At 64.6% G+C, this 19,797-nt stretch carries 21 protein-coding genes; 13 read left to right on the plus strand and 8 right to left on the minus strand.

The window, feature by feature from the left end:
- Positions 1-41: 41 nt before the first annotated feature.
- From MKD49_RS07015 to MKD49_RS07035, 5 genes are all read left to right on the plus strand, one after another.
- Positions 42-767, plus strand: a complete 726-nt coding sequence (locus MKD49_RS07015; protein ID WP_121041479.1) for a MotA/TolQ/ExbB proton channel family protein — start codon at positions 42-44, stop codon at positions 765-767.
- The gene (locus tag MKD49_RS07020) at positions 764-1,162 is read left to right on the plus strand and encodes a biopolymer transporter ExbD (RefSeq protein WP_121041477.1); all 399 of its coding nucleotides are present in this window, start codon (positions 764-766) and stop codon (positions 1,160-1,162) included. The genes MKD49_RS07015 and MKD49_RS07020 overlap by 4 nt, the downstream gene beginning before the upstream one ends.
- 19 nt (positions 1,163-1,181) lie before the next feature.
- Positions 1,182-1,892 carry an energy transducer TonB gene (locus tag MKD49_RS07025; RefSeq protein WP_252695889.1) on the plus strand — a complete coding sequence of 237 codons (711 nt, stop codon included), beginning with the start codon at positions 1,182-1,184 and terminating at the stop codon, positions 1,890-1,892.
- A 32-nt stretch (positions 1,893-1,924) separates the two neighbouring features.
- Positions 1,925-4,015, plus strand: coding sequence for a phosphocholine-specific phospholipase C (locus MKD49_RS07030; RefSeq protein WP_252695890.1), 2,091 nt, complete (start codon positions 1,925-1,927; stop codon positions 4,013-4,015).
- A 114-nt stretch (positions 4,016-4,129) separates the two neighbouring features.
- Positions 4,130-5,017, plus strand: a complete 888-nt coding sequence (locus MKD49_RS07035) for a glycerophosphodiester phosphodiesterase family protein (protein ID WP_134135800.1) — start codon at positions 4,130-4,132, stop codon at positions 5,015-5,017.
- Between the two features lie 228 nt (positions 5,018-5,245).
- Here the strand turns inward: MKD49_RS07035 and MKD49_RS07040 are convergent, their stop codons facing one another.
- The 3 genes from MKD49_RS07040 to MKD49_RS07050 are packed head-to-tail and all read right to left on the minus strand — an operon-like array spanning position 5,246 to position 7,493.
- Positions 5,246-6,094 carry an NRDE family protein gene (locus MKD49_RS07040; RefSeq protein WP_121041469.1) on the minus strand — a complete coding sequence of 283 codons (849 nt, stop codon included), beginning with the start codon at positions 6,092-6,094 and terminating at the stop codon, positions 5,246-5,248.
- Positions 6,085-6,384, minus strand: a complete 300-nt coding sequence (locus MKD49_RS07045) for a DUF4936 family protein (protein ID WP_252695891.1) — start codon at positions 6,382-6,384, stop codon at positions 6,085-6,087. Before MKD49_RS07045 ends, MKD49_RS07040 begins: the two co-directional genes overlap by 10 nt.
- 44 nt (positions 6,385-6,428) lie before the next feature.
- Positions 6,429-7,493 carry a folate-binding protein YgfZ gene (locus MKD49_RS07050; RefSeq protein ID WP_252695892.1) on the minus strand — a complete coding sequence of 355 codons (1,065 nt, stop codon included), beginning with the start codon at positions 7,491-7,493 and terminating at the stop codon, positions 6,429-6,431.
- A 145-nt stretch (positions 7,494-7,638) separates the two neighbouring features.
- Here MKD49_RS07050 and mltG point away from each other — a divergent pair, with 145 nt between their 5' ends.
- The 7 genes from mltG to MKD49_RS07085 all read left to right on the plus strand — a co-directional run bounded on the left by mltG (position 7,639) and on the right by MKD49_RS07085 (position 13,852).
- Positions 7,639-8,619: an endolytic transglycosylase MltG gene (mltG, locus tag MKD49_RS07055; protein WP_039787874.1), complete on the plus strand. Its 981-nt coding sequence runs from the start codon at positions 7,639-7,641 to the stop codon at positions 8,617-8,619.
- A gap of 46 nt (positions 8,620-8,665) precedes the next feature.
- The gene (tmk, locus tag MKD49_RS07060) at positions 8,666-9,274 is read left to right on the plus strand and encodes a dTMP kinase (protein WP_121041461.1); all 609 of its coding nucleotides are present in this window, start codon (positions 8,666-8,668) and stop codon (positions 9,272-9,274) included.
- Between the two features lie 10 nt (positions 9,275-9,284).
- A complete protein-coding gene (locus tag MKD49_RS07065) occupies positions 9,285-10,322 on the plus strand; it encodes a DNA polymerase III subunit delta' (RefSeq protein WP_252695893.1) in 1,038 nt (345 codons plus the stop codon).
- Positions 10,323-10,401: 79 nt separating this feature from the next.
- Positions 10,402-11,730 (plus strand): ATP-binding protein, encoded by a 1,329-nt coding sequence (locus tag MKD49_RS07070; protein ID WP_252695894.1) that lies wholly within the window; start codon positions 10,402-10,404, stop codon positions 11,728-11,730.
- Between the two features lie 39 nt (positions 11,731-11,769).
- Positions 11,770-12,318, plus strand: a complete 549-nt coding sequence (locus MKD49_RS07075) for a response regulator transcription factor (protein WP_121041455.1) — start codon at positions 11,770-11,772, stop codon at positions 12,316-12,318.
- An 86-nt stretch (positions 12,319-12,404) separates the two neighbouring features.
- Positions 12,405-13,184 (plus strand): TatD family hydrolase, encoded by a 780-nt coding sequence (locus MKD49_RS07080; RefSeq protein WP_034331577.1) that lies wholly within the window; start codon positions 12,405-12,407, stop codon positions 13,182-13,184.
- Positions 13,181-13,852 carry an ankyrin repeat domain-containing protein gene (locus tag MKD49_RS07085; protein ID WP_252695895.1) on the plus strand — a complete coding sequence of 224 codons (672 nt, stop codon included), beginning with the start codon at positions 13,181-13,183 and terminating at the stop codon, positions 13,850-13,852. Before MKD49_RS07080 ends, MKD49_RS07085 begins: the two co-directional genes overlap by 4 nt.
- A gap of 78 nt (positions 13,853-13,930) precedes the next feature.
- On the opposite strand, the gene MKD49_RS07090 is transcribed toward MKD49_RS07085, so the two are convergent.
- The 3 genes from MKD49_RS07090 to hpnD all read right to left on the minus strand — a co-directional run bounded on the left by MKD49_RS07090 (position 13,931) and on the right by hpnD (position 17,422).
- Positions 13,931-15,073: an alpha-hydroxy acid oxidase gene (locus tag MKD49_RS07090; protein WP_034331575.1), complete on the minus strand. Its 1,143-nt coding sequence runs from the start codon at positions 15,071-15,073 to the stop codon at positions 13,931-13,933.
- A gap of 171 nt (positions 15,074-15,244) precedes the next feature.
- Positions 15,245-16,573 (minus strand): hydroxysqualene dehydroxylase HpnE, encoded by a 1,329-nt coding sequence (hpnE, locus tag MKD49_RS07095; RefSeq protein ID WP_252695896.1) that lies wholly within the window; start codon positions 16,571-16,573, stop codon positions 15,245-15,247.
- 15 nt (positions 16,574-16,588) lie between these two features.
- Positions 16,589-17,422, minus strand: a complete 834-nt coding sequence (gene hpnD / locus MKD49_RS07100) for a presqualene diphosphate synthase HpnD (RefSeq protein WP_252695897.1) — start codon at positions 17,420-17,422, stop codon at positions 16,589-16,591.
- Positions 17,423-17,760: 338 nt separating this feature from the next.
- Between hpnD and MKD49_RS07105 the strand changes: the two genes are divergently transcribed.
- Positions 17,761-18,600, plus strand: a complete 840-nt coding sequence (locus MKD49_RS07105) for an HDOD domain-containing protein (protein ID WP_209581711.1) — start codon at positions 17,761-17,763, stop codon at positions 18,598-18,600.
- Positions 18,601-18,677: 77 nt separating this feature from the next.
- Here the strand turns inward: MKD49_RS07105 and hpnC are convergent, their stop codons facing one another.
- Together hpnC and MKD49_RS07115 are read right to left on the minus strand one after the other, a co-directional pair.
- On the minus strand, positions 18,678-19,487 hold the full coding sequence (gene hpnC, locus MKD49_RS07110) for a squalene synthase HpnC (protein WP_252695898.1): 810 nt from the start codon (positions 19,485-19,487) through the stop codon (positions 18,678-18,680).
- Between the two features lie 12 nt (positions 19,488-19,499).
- Positions 19,500-19,784, minus strand: coding sequence for a hypothetical protein (locus tag MKD49_RS07115; protein ID WP_252695899.1), 285 nt, complete (start codon positions 19,782-19,784; stop codon positions 19,500-19,502).
- Positions 19,785-19,797 lie beyond the last annotated feature (13 nt).

Raw genomic sequence — 19,797 nt, forward strand, 5'->3', positions numbered from 1 at the left:
TTTGACTCACCCTTTGTACCTCCCCCCTGTAAGGAAACGCCATGTCCAATCTTGAACAACTGCTGGAACTGAGCCGCCAATCGATGGGCATCATTCCCGTCCTGGCCCTGTTGCTGCTGGTCGTGCTGGCCGTCTCGGTCGAGCGCTTCATCTTCTTTGCCCGCTGCCTGCCGTCGGGCAAGCAGATCGACCAGGCGCTGCTGCGCGCCGATCACCGCAGCGACGCCGCCTTGCAGGAGATCGCCCAGCGCTATCGCAACACGGTCTTCGGCCCGACCCTGCATGCGGCCGTGGAGTCGCGTGCACTGGCCTCGGGCGAGGCCATGGATCGTTACATCGACGAGGCCATCGTACGGACCATGCCCGAACTGGACCGCGCACTGTGGCTGCTGGGTGCGGCCATTACGCTGGGCCCGCTGATCGGCCTGCTCGGTACCATCATCGGCATCACCGAATCCTTCAACGTGCTGGGCACCGCCGGCAGCAGCAGCGGGGCGGTCACCAACGGGATCGGCCACTCCTTGCTGGCCACGGGCTGTGGCTTGCTGGTGGCCATCGCCGGGGTGGCGGCCAATAGTTACTTCTCCAAGCGAGTGCGCCTGGCGCTGCTGGAGCTGGATCTGATCAAGCTGGTCTTCATCAAGCAGCACTGTCTGCTGGAAGAATCCATCGTGGTGCGTCAGGCCGGAGAGTCGCCAGCCTCCGGGCAGGGCAAGCCCGTCATCAAGCGCGCCGCCGAGGTCGTCTATGCCGGAGCCGCATCATGAGCCGCACCCGCTACCTGCAGTCGGATGAGCCGCATATCGAGATCATCCCGATGATCGACATCATGATGTTCCTGCTCATTTTCTTCATGGTGACGATGCTCAAGATGATCGATGTGAGCGGTCTCAAGATCAACGTGCCACAAGCCGCCAGTGCCGCCACGCTGCCCAGCAAGTCGCTCACCATCGTGGTGGACAAGACGGGGGCCATGTTCTTCGAAGGCAAGCCGGTTGAGCATGATGCGCTGGTTGGCCAACTGAAAGAGCGCGCCCGGACCGCCAAGCTGGAAGTGCTGGTAGCCGGCGACAAGGACGTGTCGCTGGAAAACCTGCTGCACGTGATGGATGTGGCCCGCGCTGCCGGGGTCGAAGACATCGGCATTGCGGCCAAGCATTGAGGTGGATATGCGTCATTCCATGACCCTGCCGCGATCCGCCGCGCCGTCATCTTCCTGGCAGGATCAGCCACCCGCCGTACCCGCCGGCAGCGCCCTGCGCTGGCCGCTGGCGGTCGGCGTGGCGGTGGCGGTCGAGTGCGCCATCGTGCTGCTGGCCTGGCCCAAGGCACAGGTGCCCGAACCTCCGCCCGAACCGGTCAAGGTGATGAAGCTGGTGAGCATTGCCGAGGCACCGCCGTTGCCTGCGCCCACACCGCCGACGCCGGTGCCTCCGACGCCCAGGCCGCCGCCCAAACCGGTCCCGCCCAAGCCAGCGCCCACGCCGAAGCCGGCTCCGGTGGTGCCCGCACCGAGCGCGCCGTCTCAGGAAGTGCCAGCCCCGGTGTCTCCCAGTCAGCCTGCCCCTGCTGCCGCTGCGCCCAGTACGCCGCCGGCACCGGCGGCGCCTGCGCCCAAGGCCCAGCCCGGCGAGGTACGGCGCGGTCTGGTGCCGCTGAAGCGAGTTGAGCCGGACTACCCGCCCAAAGCCCTGGCCAGCAATACCGAAGGTGTGGTGGTGGCCCACCTGACCATCGAGAAGGATGGCTCAGTCAGCGCCGTGCAGATCGTGCGCGCGCAGCCGCCCAAGCTGTTCGACCAGGCCGCGACCAAGGCGTTGATGCAATGGAAGTTCTCACGTACCGATGAGCCGGTGCTGGGTGAGGTCGAACTGCGCTTCAGTCTGAACTGAGCGTAACAATACGAAGATTGCGAGATTCGCCGATGAACAGAAAATCCCCCGGCCGCCGCCATTTCCTCAAGAATGCTGCCCGCACCGGCAGCGCGGCGCTGGCACTGACGGCCTTGCCAGCCAGCATCCGCAAGGCGCTGGCAGTGGCCCCCTCGTCACCGACCGGCACCATCAAGGATGTGAAACACGTGGTGATCCTGATGCAGGAGAACCGGTCCTTCGATCATTATTTCGGCTGCTTGAAGGGCGTGCGCGGCTTCGCTGATCCTATCCCGCGTCCCTTGCCGGACGGCAGTCCGGTGTTCCACCAGCGCGATCCGCAGGGCCGACTGGTGCTGCCGTATCGCATGGAGATGGCCACCACCAGTGCCGGGCGCGCCGGCGGCAATCTGCCGCATGCCTGGAAGGATCAGCACGCGGCCTGGAACCGCGGCGACTATGACAAGTGGATCGAGGCCAAGAAGGACACCGTGACCATGGCCTACTTCACGCGCGAAGACCTGCCTTTCCACTACGCGCTGGCCGATGCCTTCACCATTTGCGATGCCTATCACTGCTCGGTGCTGGGGTCGACCAATCCCAATCGCTTTCACATGATGAGCGGCGGCATCGACCTGCAGGGCAGGGCAGGTGGACCCATGACCTTCCAGCCACGTACCGGCAGCTGGTCCGGGGTGCCGGGCGAGCGCCGCAACGGTGCCGACAGTTTCCGCTGGACCACCTATCCGGAGCGGCTGGAGCAGCATGGCGTGTCGTGGAAGGTGTATCAGGGGACCGATGACCTGCACAAGGACCACGGCGACTATCCGAGCGACTTCAACGTGCTGCAGTATTTTTTCGCGCAGTACCAGAATGCCGCGCCCGATTCGCCGTTGTGGCAGAAGGCCTGCAGCAAGTTCACGCTGGCCGACCTGGCGCGTGATGTCAACGGCGGCACGCTACCGCAGGTATCCTGGCTGATGCCGCCCAAGCTCAGTTGCGAGCATCCCGACCGCACTCCCGGCTACGGCGCGCATTACATCAGCCAGGTGCTGGACATCCTCACTGCCAATCCGGCGCTGTGGAGCAGCACCGTACTGCTGGTGAACTACGACGAGAACGATGGCTTCTTCGACCACGTTGCACCGCCCACGCCGCCGCTGCATGGGGGGCAGGGCCAGTCGACGGTAGAGGTTAGCGGCGAATTCCATCGGCTGGGCGACTATGTCAATCCGGCAGATGACCTGCCCGCCGGGCTGGGGGCGCGGGTGCCGATGATGGTGATCTCGCCCTGGTCCAAGGGCGGCTATGTGTGCTCGGAAGTGTTCGACCATACCTCGGTCATCCGTTTCCTGGAGCAGATCTTCGATGTGCACGAACCCAACATCAGCCCATGGCGGCGCGCGGTGTGCGGGGATCTGACCTCGGCCTTCGATTTCAGTCGCCGCGACGTGGCCAGTCCGGTCTTGCCCGACACGTCGGCCTATCGCGCGCTGTCGGATGCGCAGGCCCGCCTGCCCGCACCCGTTGCGCCTGCCAGTCCGATGATGCCGCAGCAGGAGCGCGGCATGCGGCCGGCGCGGGCCTTGCCGTATGTGCTGGCGGTGGATGACCTGCCGCTGCCACAAGGGGGCGCTCTGCAGCTGGAGTTCCTCAACCCCGGCAAGGCGGGTGTGGTCTATCAGGTGTATGCCCGTCAGGAGAGCGAACGCTACCAGACCTTCACCGTACAACCGGGCAAGTCACTGACGGCGCAATGGCGCGGCGTCGGGCCGGCGGGCGTCTACGACCTGAAGGTGTACGGCCCCAACGGTTTCCTGCGCGAGCTGCGAGGCAGCCTGGACGCTGGCGGCGATGCCGGGCCGGTAGTGCAGGTGCGCCATGACGGCGAGCGTGGCGAGCTGGTACTGGCCTTGTCCAATCCGGGTGCGCAAGTAGTGCGCCTGGTGCTGCGGGATCAGGCCTACGGGCAGCCTGCGCGTATGGCTGCGCTGGCACCGGGGCAGTCGGCCACGCTGCGATGGCCGCTGCAAAACAGTCACCACTGGTACGACCTGCTGGTCCAGAGCGAGGACAGGCCGGGTTTTGCGCGCCGGCTGGCGGGCCATGTGGAAACCGGGCGTCCGTCCTTTTTCGTCACCTAGTCATTTCTTCATGGGTCATTTCAGGACGGCCCATTTTTACATTCCTTCATCTACCAGGAAGTTTTCATGCATTCTCTTGGCCGTTTTCTCCTCACCTGTACCTTCTGCCTGCTCATGGATCAAGCTCTCGCACAAGCAGCACCCCTTGCCTGGCGTCAGTCGGCGCTGACCACCGCGACCGGCCCGGTGCTGGTGTCCTCGCACCGCAGCTGCTGGACTGAAACCTCGGAGAATTCGCTCGATGGCATCCGTCGCTGCATCGCCGAAGGCATCGATATCGGAGAAATCGATGTCCGCACCACGCGCGATGGCGCGTTGGTGCTGATGCACGATGAGACCGTGGATCGCACGACCAACGGACATGGCGCGGTGGCCGACCTTACGCTGGCCGAGATTCAGGCCCTGCGGCTGTATGCGCGCGGCGGTGGCAAAGGCGCGTCCCTGACCGCGCGCCGGGTGCCTACGCTGCAAGAAGCGTTGGCTGCGGCGCGCGGGCGCATCCTGCTCAATCTGGATGTCAAGGCGGCGGACATCGGGCCAATGGTGGCGGCGATCCTGGAGACGGATACCGCGCGCGACGTGCTGCTGAACATCAATGCAGGTGTCGATGCGCAGCAGGTGGCCTGGGCGCGTTCGCTGGGCATTGCCGTGCAGACGCTGTATTTCGATGAAAAGACCGGAGCGTCAGCGCGCAGCGGGCAATTGCAAACCATGGCCCGACAGGAGCCGACGGTGTTGCAGATCATCTTCCGTGATCCCGCCGTAGTCGGCGAGGCAGTTCAGGCGATCGGGCGCAGGCCGGTACGCCTGCTGGTCAACACCATGGCGATCGACATCGACAGCGGACGGCCCATGGATCTGGCCGGACCTTACCTCGATACGGTGGCGGTGGTTCATCCCGAGCAAGTGTGGGGCAAGCTCATCGCCAGTGGGGTGAGCATCATCCAGACCGATGAACCGCAGCGATTGCTGGCGTGGTTGAAGCGCAAGAAGTTGCGTTGAGAGCGGCACCGGGCGGCGGGAGCAATCCCGTTGGCCCGGTATCGCCGTGTATGGACGAAAAAAAAAGCCCACGACCTTGCGGTGTGGGCTTCAATCCAATTCTTTAGGAGGAAATTGGAGGAGACAGGTGCAACTTTACTGCTCCGCACCAAATTCAGCCAATTTATCTTTCGTATATCAGATATTCGATTTGCTTATTTCTCGTTGGGCTCATGTGAAGCCGAATCATCACGCCGGGCGTGTGGTTTCACCCTGCAGCCCGTCTTCTGGTGAAGCTTCTTGCACACGTGGTTTGCACGGAATCTTGCAAGCCTTGTCCGTGGCCGGCTCGGCACTATATTGCATTGCCATAGGATCGACCACGTGCTCGGTCAGCACCGGCTCACCGACGATGGGCACGCGCAGCACCGTCGAGCAGCGGGTACCGTAGTCCGGGGAGCGAATGAAGATGGGCGAGAGCATGCGCTCCTTCTCCAGCCCCACCCCGGTATCGGGCAAGCGGCAATCATTGGCGCGGGTGCCATCAGTGAGCATCTCGAAGAAGGTCTCTTCCGGAGCTCCCTGGCACAGCAGGCTGGCAAATTGCGCCTTGGCGCGGGTGAGCTTGGGCCAGGGGGTATCGAGCAAGGCGTTGGAAACGCCGTAGACGCCATACTCCAAAGGCTGTCCGTTGCGCGGATCCTCCTGCCCCCGGTTGGAATACCACACCATCGTTTCCCGGTTGCCCAGCAGCAGGTTGAAGCCGTTGTAGCGTTGCGCTTGCGGTTCGATCTGGCGCAAGTAGGCTTGCGGATCAAGGTCTCCGGCCAGATAGCCGGCCACCAGTTGCCCGCGTGTGGGCGCATCGGCCCGTCGCTCCGAAGGTGCGCGCACATTGGTGAGCGCCGCAAAACGTCCGTCCCGGGTCACGCCCAGCCAGGTACCGCCGCCTTGCAGATCGCGCCCGGCGTAAATGTGGGGATGGTCGTTCCACCAGCCGGCATCGGCGGCGGGGCGGGCATAGAACTCGTCCCGGTTGGCCGCCAGGATCAGCGGCATGCCGGGGATCACTTTCCAGGCGAAGATGATCAGGCACATGGCGCAACATCCTCGAAGTGCTCGACGTGGCGTTCGCCGCTGATGAGCGCTGCTGCGCCGGAATCTGTCAGCGCGCGGTCCAGGGTCCGGGTGAAGTCCTCAGCGGAAGCGGGCAGGATGCCCTGGTAGATTTCCATCCAGGTCTGCAGGCCGTCTTGTTCGCCGGGACGACGCTTGAGCGCGCCGGCGATGCCCAGGCGCGCTTGCAGCATGGCTTGCACGCCTTTGATCTTGCCGAACAGGGTAGTCGCGTGCGCACTGTCGACCCGATAGTAAATGTAGAGATCCATGGATGCGTCCCTATGGCTGCGGTGTGGCTCAGGCGGCGCGCCGCTTATTGCGGATCGGCCAGCTCATAGGGAAGGGCGTGGAAATGCAGGGCCGGGCCATCGGCGGCACCAAGATGCACGGCATCCTCGGCAGCGGCCAGTTTCATTTCCACCAAAGCCAGTGCGTGCTCCGCATCCAGCGCTTCGGCGTTGACCACCATGCCGCAGGGCTGCCCCGGATCGGCGGCAGCGAAGACTTCTTGCCCGGCGCGCGCCTCGGCGCTGGCAATGGTGGCCAGCATGGTACGGCGCTTGAGCTTGCCCAGGTACTGGCTGCGCGCCACGATTTCCTGGCCGGGATAGCAGCCCTTCTTGAAGTTGACGCCCCCGATCAGTTCGAAATTGATCATCTGCGGGACAAACTGCTCCTGCGTGGCTTGCACGATCCCCGGCACGCCCGCACGGATCTCCGACAGCCGCCAGGCCAGGCTGGCCGTCGGGGTCAGATGCTGGGCCAGCTTGGGCCAGGCGGCGGTGAGGATGTCGACCGGCGCGATCCACTGGTAGCGCGGGCTGCCGGCGGCATCGGCCAGGCGTATCAGGGTGCCGTGGCTGTTGTCGATCTTGGCGTAGGGGGCCGCCGGCAAGACCGGGAACCATTCAGCGAGGGCATTGGCCGTGGCCGGGCCGACCAGGCCAAGCACGGCACGTTCGGCACTGGCATCGGCCAGTTTTGCCTTGGCACGCATCACGAACATCTGCAAACGCTTCTGGATCGCCGGCTGCAGGCTGCGCGGCAGTTGCAGCCAGATGGCCTGCTCGTCGCGCCAGATCAGGAAGGTCGCCAGCAGACGGCCCTTGGGGGAGCAATAGCCGGCCAGGCGGGCCGCACTGCTGTCGAGCTGTTGCACATCATTGGTGAGCTGCCCATGCAGGAAGCTGGCGGCGTCCTCGCCGGTGGCTGTGATCAGGCCCAGGCTGGCGAGGGGGGCCATGAAGCTTTCCAGGCTTTGCGGTGCCGGGGCGGTCGGGCCAAAGCCCGTGATGTCGCCACTCTCGGCGTCGAACTGGGCGCCTTGTTGCGCCAGAAAGTCACGCCAGCCGGAGGGCAAAGAAGTCATGTCTGTCATAAAGGAAATCTTTTACGGATTACGTCTTGCCGGGTCGGTCGGTCCGGCAAATTAGGCAACTGTCGTGCCAGCGATTATCATTGATGCCTCGATTATAGTGATCTCCGAAAAATCGCGTCGGAGCAACAAGGATTTCGCCTCTGGTATGAAGAAGTTATTTGTGACATTGCTGGTGCTGGCAGCCTTGGTGGCAGGGGCAGGCGTCTATTGGTCCAAGCAGCCCATCGTGGAGCCGAACGGACAAGTGATTGCCTTCACCATCACGCCGGGCGCGGGCGTCAACGGCGCTGCCCAGCAGATTGCCGCGGCCGGGGTGCCGGTCAACCCCGACCTGTTTGCCCTGTACGCGCGCCTGTCCGGCGAAGGCGGCCGCATCAAGGCCGGCAGCTATGAAATCAAGCCCGGCTACACGCCGCAGCGCCTGCTGCTGCAACTGGTGCGCGGGGAATTCGCCCAGGAAGCGCTGACGGTGATCGAAGGCTGGACCTTCAAGCAGATGCGTAAGGCCATCGCCGATCAACCCGCCCTGAAGCACGACACCGCCACCTGGACCGATCAGCAGATCCTGGCCAAGCTGACCAACGAATACACCTATCCGGAAGGCCTGTTCTTTCCCGATACCTACCTCTTCGCCAAGGGGGCCAGTGATATGCAGGTCTACAAACAGGCCTTCGCCCTCATGAGCAAGAAGCTCAACGAAGCCTGGGCGCGGCGCGACCTGTCGCTGCCGTACCGTACGCCTTATGAGGCGCTGACCATGGCTTCCATCGTCGAGAAGGAGACCGGGCAGAAATCCGAGCGTGGCATGGTGGCCGGGGTCTTCGTCAACCGCCTGCGCACCGGCATGCTGCTGCAAACCGATCCGACCGTGATTTATGGCATGGGCGACCGTTACCAGGGCAAGATCCGCAAAGTCGACCTGCTCACCGACACCCCCTACAACACCTACACGCGCGCCGGTCTGCCGCCCACGCCGATTGCCTTGCCCGGAGCAGCCTCTCTGGCGGCGGCCTTGAACCCGGACAAGACCGAGGCCTTATACTTCGTGGCGCGCGGGGATGGCACCAGCCATTTCTCCAGCAACCTGAACGAACACAACCAGGCCGTCAACCGCTACCAGCGTTGAGCCAGTCTTTCTTTTACCGTTTCATTCATTGAGTAGCGATACCTTCATGGCATCAGGCAAATTCATCACCTTCGAAGGCATCGACGGCGCCGGCAAGTCGACCCACATTCCTTTCGTGACCCAGCTGCTGCGCGAGCGCGGCATGACTGTGGTCGCCACCCGTGAACCCGGCGGCACCGACCTGGGCGAACGCCTGCGCGAGCTGGTCCTGCATCACAAGATGCATCTGGAAACCGAAGCCCTGCTGATGTTCGCCTCGCGCCGCGAGCATCTGGCCCAGGTCATCGAGCCGGCCCTGGCACGCGGCGACTGGGTCATCTCGGATCGTTTTACCGATGCCACCTTCGCCTACCAGGGGGGCGGCCGCAAGCTGGCGCTGGACAAGCTGGACAGCCTCGAACAGTGGGTCCATCCCCATCTGCAACCGGATCTGACGCTGCTCTTCGATGTGCCGCTGGAAGTGGCGCGGGCGCGGCTGGATGCCGAACGCACGCTGGACAAGTTCGAGCAGGAAAAGGCCGATTTCTTCGCCAACACCCGCGCCGAATACCTGCGCCGCGCCGCGCAGTTCCCGCAGCGTTTCCGCCTGATCGATTCCACGCGTCCCATCCCGGTGATCCAGGAAGAACTGCGCGCCATCGTGGCAGCGCTGTGAGGGAGGCTGCATGTCCGTGACCGTTTCCGAGGTATTGCTGCCCTGGCAGGGCGAGAGCTGGCGCCAGTTGCAGCAGCTGCGTGAACGCCTGCCGCATGCGCTGCTGTTCTATGGCGCGGCCGGCACCGGCAAGACGCAGTTCGTCGAAGCCTTCGCCAAGTCCCTGCTGTGCGAATCGCCCACGCCAGAGGCCCATGCCTGCGGCGTATGTGCCTCCTGCAACTGGTTCTCGCAATCCAATCATCCTGACTACCGGCGCGTGCGCCCTGAAGTACTGGAGGATGAGACCGCCGAAGACGAGGCAGGTGAAGAAAAGAAAACCGCCAAGGCCAGCAAGGCCCCCTCCAAGGACATCAAGATCGACCAGATCCGTGCGCTGGCCGATTTCATGAACGTTTCCACCCACCGCTCGGGCTTGCGGGTGGTGATGCTGTATCCGGCCGAAGCGCTCAACACGGCGGCCGCCAATGCGCTCCTCAAGACGCTGGAAGAACCGCCGCCGGGCACCATGTTCCTGCTGCTGTCCAATCGCCTGGACCGCCTGCTGCCGACCATTCTGTCGCGCTGCCGCAAGTTCGCCCTGACCGCACCCGGCCATGACGAAGCGCTGGCCTGGCTCAAGCAGCAGGGCGTCAAGGATGCCGATGCCTGGCTGGCCGAGCAGGGGGGGGCACCGCTGGCCGCGCTGGAAGCTGCCCAGGGCGAGGGCCGTGATGCCCTGGATGAATTGCTGCGCCACCTGGCCCAGCCCGGCGTGGATGGTGCCTTGCGCGCTGCCGACAAACTGCAGAAAACGCCGGCCGCCGACCTGGTCGGCTGGGTACAGCGCTGGCTGTATGATTTGCTGTCGCTGAAGTCGGCCGGGGTGGTGCGCTACTACCCGCGGTATGGCAAGGAACTGGGGCGTCTGGCCGAACGGGTCGATGCGCTGGCCGTGTCCAAGGCCTTGCGCGGCATGGGCGATCGCCGCGCCATTGCGGATCACCCCTTGTCGGCCAAGCTGTTCATTGAGGAAATGCTGATCGATTACGCGCGCTTGTTCGATTGACGCCGCGTCGACCAGGCCGGGCCTGCGGCAAATCGCCGCGCCTGGGGGGAAGCGGCGTGCCGGACCGTATAATTCCGGCATGATGTCGCTGACCTCCTTCTTCATTCCCGTCTCCGAGCAGATGAACCAGCCGCAGCACCTGCTTCTGTCGCGGCTGTTCTGGCTGCGCTGGGCCATGGTGGCGGGCGAGCTGCTGGTGCTGGCCGGGGCGCATGCCTGGCTGCATATCGCCTTGCCCTTGCCGGCGCTGCTGGCCTTGATCGGCCTGCAGGCCCTCATCAACGCTGCCACCTGGCTGCGCATGCGCTGGGCGCGGCCGGCCGAGCAGGCCGAACTGTTCATGCAATTGCTGCTGGATGTGACGGTATTGACGGCGCTGCTGTATTTTTCGGGCGGCTCGACCAATCCCTTCGTTTCCTTCTACCTGCCGGCACTGGCAGCAGGCGCTGCCACGCTGGCCTGGCCCTATGCCTTGCTGCTGGCCCTGTGTGCGCTGGGCTGCTATTCGGGGCTGGTGTACTTTTACCAGCCGCTGCACATCCACGACCACGGGCAGGCGATGGCCTATCACCTGGCCGGGATGTGGATCAACTTCTCGATCTCGGCCTTGCTCATCACCTGGTTCGTCAGCCGCATCGCAGCGGCCGTGCGCTTGCGCGACGGCCAGCTGGCACAGGCGCGCGAGCGCCAGCTGCAGAGCCATCGCATCGTCGCCCTCGGCACCCAGGCTGCCGGTGCCGCCCATGCGCTCAATACACCGCTGTCCACGGTAGCAGTGATCGCTGGCGAAATGCGCCGCGACATGGCCAGCAATCCCGCGCTGGCGGCCTATGAGGAAGACGTGCGGGTGGTCGAGGAACAGATCGCCGTCTGCAAGGCCGCATTGGAAAACATGCGGCTCGACGCCGATGCCCAGTTGCGCAATGAAGACAGCGCGCCCATCACGCCCTGGCTCACCAGCCTGCTGGAAGGCTGGCGGCTGCGCCATCCGGCCGTGCTGCTGGCAGCTGAGGTGCATCAGCCGGGCTGGAAGGCCAGCCAGTTGCAGGACCTGTCGCAGATCCTGCTGACCTTGCTGGACAATGCGGCCCATGCCGTGCGTGGCCTCGGCCACCAGGGCGAAATCCGCATCCGCCTGGCACCGGCCGAGGCGGGCGAGGGCGGATCTGCCGCCTCCGGCAAGCCGGGGCGCACCATGGCGATCATCGAGGTCTCCGACAATGGCGCCGGCATCAGCCCGGAACTGTTGCAGCGCCTGGGCCACGGGCCGGTGGCCAGCAGTTCGGGCGGCTCGGGCATCGGCCTGATGCTGGCCTCGGCCAGCGCCACCCACCTGGGCGGCAAGCTGAAGCTGCGCTCGTCGCCGGGCCAGGGCACGGTCGCGCAGTTGCGCTTCCCCCTGGTGTGAACCGCCATCCTTCATTCTTCTGGTTTTACGGATATCCCCATGAGTGCCGCCTTCCTGATCCTCGATGACAATGACGTCTTTGCCAGCACGCTGGCACGTTCGCTGGCACGGCGCGGCTTTCGTGCCGTCGTCGCCCACACCGGCGAAGAGGCGCTGGAAGCCGCGCGCCGCGAGCGTTTCGACTACGTCACCATCGACCTGCAGCTGGAAAAGGATTCCGGCCTGCAATGGGTCGGGCCGCTGCGCCAGGCGTTGCCGGAGGCGCGCCTGCTGGTGCTGACCGGCTATGCCAGCATCGCCACCACGGTGCAGGCCATCAAGTCCGGCGCAGATAACTACCTGGCCAAGCCGGCCAATGTGGATTCCATCCTGTCGGCGCTGTCGTACGTGGCCGAAGGCGAGGCAGTCGATGAGCCCGTATTGCCGGTGGAAGAGGCATCGCCACTGTCGCTGGAACGACTGGAATGGGAGCACATCCAGCGCGTACTGGCCGAGCACGAAGGCAATATTTCCTCCACCGCACGGGCGCTGAACATGCACCGCCGCACCCTGCAGCGCAAGCTGGCCAAGCGGCCGGTGGCACGCTGAGCCGACCTCGCGCGGCTCTGTAACGAAAGGTAAGCGCCCGACAAGCAGGGGCGACAGCCTGTCGGCATGGCTTTACAATAGCGGCCATGTATATCGATTCCCATTGCCACATCAATTTTCCCGACCTGGCGGCGCGGTTGCCCGAGATCTTCGGCAAGATGGCCGACAACCAGGTCAGCCATGCCCTGTGCGTCTCGGTGGACCTGCCGGATTTCCCGCAGGTGCTGGCTCTGGCCGAGCAGTATCCCAACGTCTACGCCTCGGTCGGCGTGCATCCGGACTACGAAGACACCCCCGAGCCGACGCTCGATGAGCTGATCCGCCTGGCGGACCATCCGCGCATCGTCGCCATCGGTGAAACCGGGCTGGATTACTACCGCCTGCAGGGTGACCTGGAATGGCAGCGCGAGCGCTTCCGTACCCATATCCGCGCCTCGCGGGCCACTGGCAAGCCGCTCATCATCCATACCCGTTCTGCGTCGGAAGACACCATCCGCATCCTGCAGGAAGAGGGTGCCAGCCCACAGGCGGGCGGCGTGGCAGGGGTCATGCATTGCTTCACGGAATCACAGGCGGTGGCCGATGCGGCCATTGAACTGGGTTTCTACATTTCCTTCTCCGGCATCGTCACCTTCAAGTCGGCCAAGGACTTGCAGCAAGTCGCCCGCACCATTCCGCTGGAGCGCATGCTGATCGAAACCGATTCACCCTACCTGGCACCGGTTCCGTTCCGGGGCAAGACCAACGAGCCAGGTTACGTGCGCCATGTCGGTGAATTCATCGCCGACCTGCGCGGCATCAGCGCGGCCGAAGTGGCGCGCCAGACCTCTGACAATTTCTTCAAGCTGTTCGGAATCAAGCCATGACCCTGCTGGAAAAGCTGCGCGCCCGCTTCGGCGGCATCGGCCGTATCGTCCTTTATACCTCGCTGCTGTTGCCGGGGGCCGCCCGCGCGGGTGCGTATGAAGATTATTTCCAGGCCATCCGCATGGACAATGTCTATTTCCTCAAGCAGCTGATGCAGCGCGGCATGGGGCCCAACCTGATCGAGCCCAAGCGCGGCTATACCGGACTGATGCTGGCCATTCGTGAAGATTCGATGAAGGCTTTCGACGTGCTGGTCAATGCGCCCGATGTGAACCTGGAAGCCCAGGCCACCAACGGTGACACGCCGCTGATGCTGGCCTCCTTCTACGGCAATATCCCTGTGGTGAAGCTGTTGCTGGCGCGCGAGGTCGAAGTCAACCGTCCCGGCTGGACCGCCCTGCATTACGCCGCCATCAATGGCAGCTCCGAGATCGTCAAGCTGCTGCTGGATGCCTCGGCCTATGTCGATGCCGAGTCCCCCGATGACAAAATGACGCCCGTCATGCTGGCCGCCATGCGCGGCCGCGTTGCGGCAGTGGAAGTGCTGCGCGACAACGGCGCTGACCTCACGCTCAAGAACAAGGATGGCTTGACTGCCATGGACCTGGCCCGCCGCTACGGGCAGGAGGGCGTGATCGACGCGCTCAACGTCAAACCGCGCCAGTAAGCCGCACATTCGGTCCCGCAAAAGGAAACGTCCCGGCCACCTCACGGTGGACCGGGACGTTTTACATGGTCGGCTGCTTCAGCGCACCAGGATCTGCGGACCGACGTCCTTGATGTCCTTGGTACCGGTCAGCGCCATGCTGACGTCGAGTTCCTTGCGCATGATTTCCAGCATCTGCGACACGCCATCGCCGCCCATGGCGCCCAGGCTGTAGAGGAAGGCGCGGCCGATCATGGTGCCGCGTGCGCCCAGGGCGACCGCCTTCAACACATCCTGGCCGGAGCGGATGCCGCCGTCGAACCAGACTTCGATCTGGTCGCCCACGGCTTCGGCAATGGCGGGCAGGGCTTCGATGGAGGACATGGCCCCATCGAGCTGGCGGCCACCGTGGTTGGAGACCACGATGGCATCGGCACCGCTTTGCACGGCCAGTTTGGCATCTTCCACATCGAGGATGCCCTTCAGAATCAGCTTGCCGCCCCATTGCTGCTTGATCCAGGCGACATCCTCCCAGTTCAGGGTCGGATCGAACTGGCTGGCGGTCCACTTGGACAGCGTCTGCACACCACCGGCCCCTTCGCCGCCCTTGATGTGGCCGGCCAGGTTGCCGAAGGTCTTGCGGCCGCCCAGTGCACGCAGCGCCCAGCCGGGCTTGCTGGCCAGGTCGAGCAGGGTGTCGAGGGTGAGCTTGGGGGGTACGGACATGCCGTTTTTCAGGTCCTTGTGGCGCTGGCCGAGGATCTGCAGGTCCAGCGTCAGCACCAGGGCCGAGCACTTGGCGGCCTTGGCGCGGTCGATCAGGGACTGCACGAAGCCACGGTCGCGCATCACGTAGAGCTGGAACCAGAAGGGTTTCGTGGTCACGCTGGCCACGTCCTCGATGGAGCAGATGCTCATCGTGGAGAGGGTGAAGGGGATGCCGAATTTCTCGGCCGCGATGGCACCCAGCATCTCGCCATTGGCCCATTGCATGCCGGTCAGGCCGGTCGGGGCGATGGCCACCGGCATGGTCACGTCGTGGCCGATCATGGTGCTGCGGGTGCTGCGCTCATCGACATTGATGGCAACGCGCTGGCGCAGCTTCAAGGCGGCCAGATCCTTGGTGTTGGCGCGATAGGTGCTCTCGGTGTAGGAGCCGCTGTCGGCGTAATCGTAGAACGCCTTGGGAACGCGCTTCTTGGCCAGCAGGCGGAAGTCTTCGACACAGGTCATGACCGGCATGGTGTTTTCTCCGTTGTTATGGTGGGCGGCCAGGGCCGCCTTGTGTTGGGCTTGCAGACACGAACCGGAATCGGGCTGCGGACAAAAGGACTGCAGAATGCCCGTTATGCTAGTGCATACCTGCCGCGCTTGGGGTGAATCCCTTTGCCGCCATCCATGAAAATTTTACGGTCAGGCCGCCAGCAGCCGCGCAGCTGCCATCCCGCTGCGCACCGCGCCTTCCAGGGTGGCAGGGTAATCGCCCGCCACGTAATCGCCGGCCAGTGCCAGTCCGGCGGGCATGCCGGTATTGTCGGGCCGCTGCAGGCCGGGTGTGCAGGCGAAGGTGGCGCGCTTTTCGGTGATGACGCGGCTCCAGCCGGGCGTGGCGAGGGCCGCTTCGCCGAAGTCGCTGGCCAGTTGGCGTGTGATGCCCGCGCTCAGTGCCGCATGGCCATCAGCGATGGCCATGCCGGCCGCGCTGACGACGACGGCCAGCAAGCCCGCATCGCCCCCCAATTGCCCGCGATCAAAGACGAACTGGCCCCAGGCCTGGCGCTGCGGATCATCGGCCAGCGCCAGGAAGGGAGCCGGCAGGCGCACGCCAGACGGGTATTGCAGGTAGCAGGTGGTGATCGGTTCGTGGTCCAGCGCCTGCAGCAGCGCCGTGTCATGCAGGCCTTCCAGCAACTGGGCGGCGGCGTCTGGGCCGGTGGCCAGCACCACCCCGGCGAATTCGCCCAGGCTTTCAGCGGCGCGGTCTTCCAGCCGCCAGCTGCCCTCGTCATTGCCCGGCAGCAGGCGTGCCACGGCCACGCCTGCCTGCACCAGACCGCCGCGCTTGCCCAGATAGGCCGCGGCCGCATCGGGCAGCAATGCGCTCAGGTCAACGCGGGGGAGCAGCATGTCGGAGGCGGCGCGGCGCGCGCCCAGGCTGTCACGCAGCACGTTCAGGAAGACTTGCGCCGAAGCCCGTTCCGGCGCGGTATTGAGCGCGGCGATGCACAGCGGACGCCACATCAGGCGGATCAGGCGCGCGGTCTGCTCATAACGTTCCAGCAGCTCGGCCACGCTGCAATCCTGATGCAGCTGCCAGCCCATCCAGCGCGCCGTGGTGGAAAAGCGCGCCAGCGCCATCTTGTCTTCGCGTTGCAATCCCTTGGCCCGCAGCAGCGCCACGGCCACATGCCAGGGGGCAGGCAGGCGGGATGCCACGAAATCCATGCCCTCGGCCCCCGTGGCCAGCGGATAGCGCATCTGCAAGGGCAGGCGCAGCAAGGCGCTGGCCGGATCGACGCCGACCTGCTTCATCAGCGCCAATGTCGAGCGATAGGCCCCCAGCAGGATGTGCTGGCCATTGTCGAGCGTGCGCTCGTCCAGTTCCACCCGGCGCGCGCGGCCGCCCAGCGTACGGGCAGCTTCGAACAGGCTCACGCGATGGCCGCCGGCAGCCAGCGCCACGGCAGCAGCGCACCCGGCCCAGCCGGCACCGATGACGGCGTAGTGACGCGGGGCGTTCATCGGGAGAATGCCCGGTCAGCCGAAGACATAGGTCTTCCAGGCCAGCCAGAGCTTGCGGATGGGGGTGAGTGAGATGCGCTGGTTGAGCACGTGGTAGCCGTCACGCGTGATCTCGTCCAGCAGGGTGCGATAGATGGCGGCCATCATCAGGCCGGGGCGCTGGGCGCGGCGGTCCTCCTTGGGCAGCAGGGCGAAGGCTTCGTCATAGACCGCCTGGGCGCGCTCGACCTGGAACTTCATCAGTGCCTCGAAGCGCTCGCTGTGGCGGGCGTTGAGGATGTCGGCGGCGGTGACGTTGAATTGCTGCAATTCGTTGACGGGCAGGTAGATGCGGCCCTTGCGGCCATCCTCGCCGACATCGCGGATGATGTTGGTGAGCTGGAAGGCCAGCCCCAGCTTTTCGGCAAAGAGCAGGGTACCGGGCTGGGTATGGCCGAAGATGCTGGCCGAGAGCACCCCGACCACCCCGGCCACGTGCCAGCAGTAGCGCTGCAGGCCGGGATAGTCGAGGTAGCGGGTCTGGTCCAGGTCCATTTCCATGCCATCGATGATGGCTTGCAGGTGTTCTCCCTTGAGCTGGTAGGTCGCCACGTGCGGATGCAGGGCCTTGGTGACCGGGTGCGTGGGCTGGCCTTCGAGCATGACGGCGATTTCCTTGCGCCACCACATGAGCTTGGTGCGGGCCACCATGGCGTCTTCGATTTCATCGACGGTATCGTCGACCTCGCGGCAAAAGGCGTACAGCGCCGTGATCGCCAGCCGGCGTTGCGGCGGCAGGAACAGGAAGCTGTAATAAAAACTGGAACCGCTGGCGGCGGCCTTCTGCTGGCAGTATTCGTCTGGAGACATGGATGCGTGGCGGGCGGTTGAAGCATGGGGCAGGCAGCCTGACGGCCCCCTGCGGCAAAGGCGCTATGCTAGCCGAGTGCGCCCGGCAGGGCAAATGCCGGCTGCCGTTGACCCGGCCTTGAAACGGGGCCTGAAACCCGTCTATTGCGGCCCCCGGCGTTGTCCATTAAGCTCGGGTCAAGCGCATCCCGGAAAAACAAATTCACATGACATCAAATCCGGATGAATTCTGCCGTTAATCTAACCAGACGTGGCGCTGCAGCGGTCAACCCCGCTTGCAGCGCGGCACATCGGCAACCCCGGCCATCGACGATGGCCCCCTGGAGGCTGGAGACAATATGGACAGACTGGAAATCTTTCGCAACATCGCCTCGCAGGCTGGTCGCGGCGAGCTGGTATTCCCGGCCAACGTCAGCGCCTCGCTGAAGCTGCAAAAGGCCTTGGCCGACCCGGAATGCCACCTGGAGCTGGCCGCCAAGCTGGTGATGGCCGAACCGCTGGTCTCGGCACGCACCGTGGCCATTGCCAATTCGGCGGCCTACAACCGTTCCGGCGGCGAGATCAACAACGTGCGGGCGGCCGTGATGCGGCTGGGCTTCCGCACCCTCAACACCATCACCACCTCGGTGATCGTGCGCCAGTTGGGGCGGACCATCAACAATCCCGGCATGCGCATCAAGTCGGCCCAGCTGTGGGAGCACTGCGCCCACGTGGCGGCCACCGCCTATGTGCTGACCTCCAAGCTGACCAAGGCCGATCCGGAAACGGCGATGTTTGCCGGCATCGTGCATGAAGTGGGTGGCTTCTACCTGCTCTCACGCACGGATGACTTCCCCGGGCTGCTCGACGGCGGTACTGAGGACTGGATGGAATACGGAGAGAAGATGATCGGCCGCGCCGTGCTCAAGAAGCTGGGCGTGCCGCAGCCGGTGGTCGATGCCATCGAATCCCTGTGGCACGGCGTGCGGGTACTGCCGCCCCAGACCATCGGCGACGTGCTGCTGCTGGCCAAGGAACTGTCGCCGGTGCCCTCGCCGCTGCAGCGCACCGTGGTGGCCGAAGCGGGTATCGGTGGCGAGACCCTGGTGGATGATTACATCGGGGACCGTTCGCTGCGCGAGATGCTGGATGATTCCGAAGAGCAGATCCGCACCCTGACCGCTGCCTTGCTGGTCTGAAACAGTACGCTACCGCTTCTTCTTGAAGCCCTGCCTGGCCAATGCGCCGGGCGGGGCTTTTTCATTGCGGCTACGGCTTATCGGGTCAGGCCGCGCCAGCCGATGATGAGCCAGTCCGGCTTGCCCAGTTTGGGGCGCTGGCGGAAGACATCGCCTTGCACCGCCTCGATGCGCTCCAGGATGCGCAATCCGCCTTGTACGACCATGCGCAGTTCCAGTCCGATACGGCCCGGCAGGCGGCGCGCCAACGGGGCACCGGAAAGCATCAGTGCCCGCGCCCGCGTAACCTCGAACTGCATCAGTTGCTGCCAGCGCTGGTCGCTGCAGGCTTGGGCGATGTCGTTTTCATTGATCCCGAATCGCTCCAGGTCTTCGAGTGGGAGGTAGATGCGCGTCTTTTGCCAGTCGATGGCGACGTCTTGCCAGAAGTTGATGAGCTGCAAGGCGGTGCAGATGGCATCCGAATCCCGGAGGTTTTCTTCATTCGCCGCACCGTACAGGTGAAGCATGAGGGTTCCTACCGGGTTCGCAGACCGGCGGCAGTAGTCCAGCAGGTCCGCATAGCGGGGGTAACGGGTGGTCACCACATCCTGGCGGAAGGCCGAGAGCAGGTCGCGGAAGGGTTGCAGGGGCAGGGCGTGATCGCCGATGGTCTGCTGCAGCCGGGTGACGATCGGATGCGTGCAGGGCAACTGCTGCTCGATCAGGTCGAGCTGTGCGTCGTAGGCATGCAGCGCGGCCAGCCGCTCTTCGGGGCGGGCGTCGCCTTCATCGGCGATGTCATCGGCGCTGCGGGCAAAGGCATAGACGGCCGTGACGGCCGGGCGCAGGCGCGCCGGCAGCAGCAGCGAGGCCACGGGGAAGTTCTCGTAGTGGTCGACGGCCATGGGGCAGGCGACTCAGTCGAACTTGTCCTTGAGCAGCGCCTCGATGGTGGCGATGCGGGTTTCGACCGTCTCCAGCAGGGCCTTGGGCATGGTGCCGCCGGCATTCAACTGCGCGGCCAGCGAGCGGGCAATGCCCATGGCGCCTGCGGTGAACTGCTTGCCATCCTTGGACAGCACGGCCGCAGCCGTGAAGAGGGTGGAGAACAGGATCTGGTCAGCGGTATTGTTCTCGATGAACTTGTTGAGCAAGGCGGTGTGGCTTTGCTTGAGTGCGTCGAATTCTTCCTGGGTGGGCATGGCGGGTCCTCGC

The sequence above is a fragment of the Herbaspirillum sp. WGmk3 genome (genome assembly GCF_023952535.1).
GTDB lineage: Bacteria > Pseudomonadota > Gammaproteobacteria > Burkholderiales > Burkholderiaceae_D > Herbaspirillum > Herbaspirillum huttiense.